Source organism: Nocardiopsis sp. TNDT3 (genome assembly GCF_003427465.1).
Taxonomy (GTDB): domain Bacteria; phylum Actinomycetota; class Actinomycetes; order Streptosporangiales; family Streptosporangiaceae; genus Nocardiopsis; species Nocardiopsis dassonvillei.
Window position 1 is genome coordinate 1 of sequence record NZ_QPFC01001199.1, and the last position, 1,465, is coordinate 1,465.

Consider the following 1,465-nt stretch of genomic DNA (forward strand, 5'->3'; position numbering starts at 1 on the left):
GGACCGCGGCCGCGCACAGGACGGCCCGCAGGGGGACGGTTTCGGTTCAACCCGGCGGCGCGAATTTCGGGCCGCCGTTTCGGGCTGTGCGTAGGGGGAGGGGTGATTGGGGACGCGGCGCGACCCGGGCCTCAGACCGCCTCGAAGCCGTCGCAGGTGAGCGGCGTCCCGGAGCCGGTGTCCGACCAGACCACCGTGTGCACCCCGGTGGAGGGGTCGCCCCCGGCTCCCTCGAAGTCGTCGGGGTAGCGCACGCGGGTCCACTCGCCGGGGGAGACCGCCGCCTCGGTGGCGGCGGTGCCGCCGCGGGGTCCGATGACGGAGACGGTCACCGAGTCGGTGTCCGCGTCCTCCGGCGCCAGGACGCCCAGTTCGACGGGGCCGTCCGCGGCCGTGCGCGGCGCCTCGGTGCGCCAGAGGCGGGCGGTCCGGCCGTCCACGGCGGGCACGCACAGGTACCTGGCGGGGTCGAAAGCGGTGTCGGGGACGCCCAGGCCGGGGCCCTCGCCCCGTACGGAGGAGCGCACGGTGTCGGCGATCATCTCGCCCAGCTGTCCGGGACCGTGCCCGTGGCCACCGCCGCAGGCGGTGGCCAGCAGGACCGCGGCCGCGCACAGGACGGCCCGCAGGGGTGTCGTGTTCAGCACACCACCGCACGTTACTACGTACGGTGCTCACCCGTGTACCCGCTGTCGTGCCCGGGGGTGGGGCTCAGACGCGGCGCAGCGGGGTGGGGCCGCCGTTGAGCCAGGTCAGCACCTGGTCGTGGATCTCCCCGTTGGTGCACACCAGGGGGCCGCCGTCCTCGAAGCCCTCGCCGCGCAGGTTGGTGGCCCGTCCGCCCGCCTCCTCCAGGATGACGGGCAGCGGCGCGGCGTCCCACAGCGACAGCTCGGGCTCGGCGGAGATGTCCACGACGCCCTCGGCGACCATCACGTGCGACCAGAAGTCGCCGTAGGCGCGGGTGCGCCAGACCGAGCGGGTCAGACCGAGGAAGGAGTCGAGGCGGCCCTGCTGCTCCCAGCCGGTCAGCGAGGCGAAGCTCAGCGAGGCCTCCGACAGCTCCGACACCTTGGACACGTGGCAGCGCGAGGCCTTGGACAGGCTGCGGCCCTGCCAGGCGCCGCCACCCCGGGAGGCCCACCAGCGGCGGTACAGCGCCGGGGCCGAGACCACGCCCACCACGGGGCGGTCCCCCTCCAGCAGGGCGATCAGGGTCGCCCACACCGGGACGCCGCGGACGTAGTTCGCGGTGCCGTCGATGGGGTCGATGACCCACACCCGGTTGCTGTTGCCCGTCTTGCCGTACTCCTCGCCCACCACGGCGTCGCGGGGCCGGGCGCGGGAGAGCACGCCGCGCAGCGTCTCCTCCACCATCCGGTCGGCCTCGGTGACGTGGGTGAAGTCGGGTTTGGTGTCGACGACGAGGTCGAGCGCCCGGAAGCGCTTGAGCGCGATGTCGTCG

General features: G+C 74.4%; 2 protein-coding genes. Both read right to left on the reverse strand.

Annotated features, from left to right (window positions below; all coding sequences use genetic code 11):
- Window positions 1–131: 131 nt before the first annotated feature.
- Window positions 132–647, reverse strand: a complete 516-nt coding sequence (locus DQW06_RS25765) for a hypothetical protein (RefSeq protein WP_013154795.1) — start codon at window positions 645–647, stop codon at window positions 132–134.
- 64 nt (window positions 648–711) lie between these two features.
- Window positions 712–1,465: inositol monophosphatase family protein (locus DQW06_RS25770; protein WP_117199464.1), on the reverse strand; the 754-nt coding region annotated here is incomplete at its 5' end.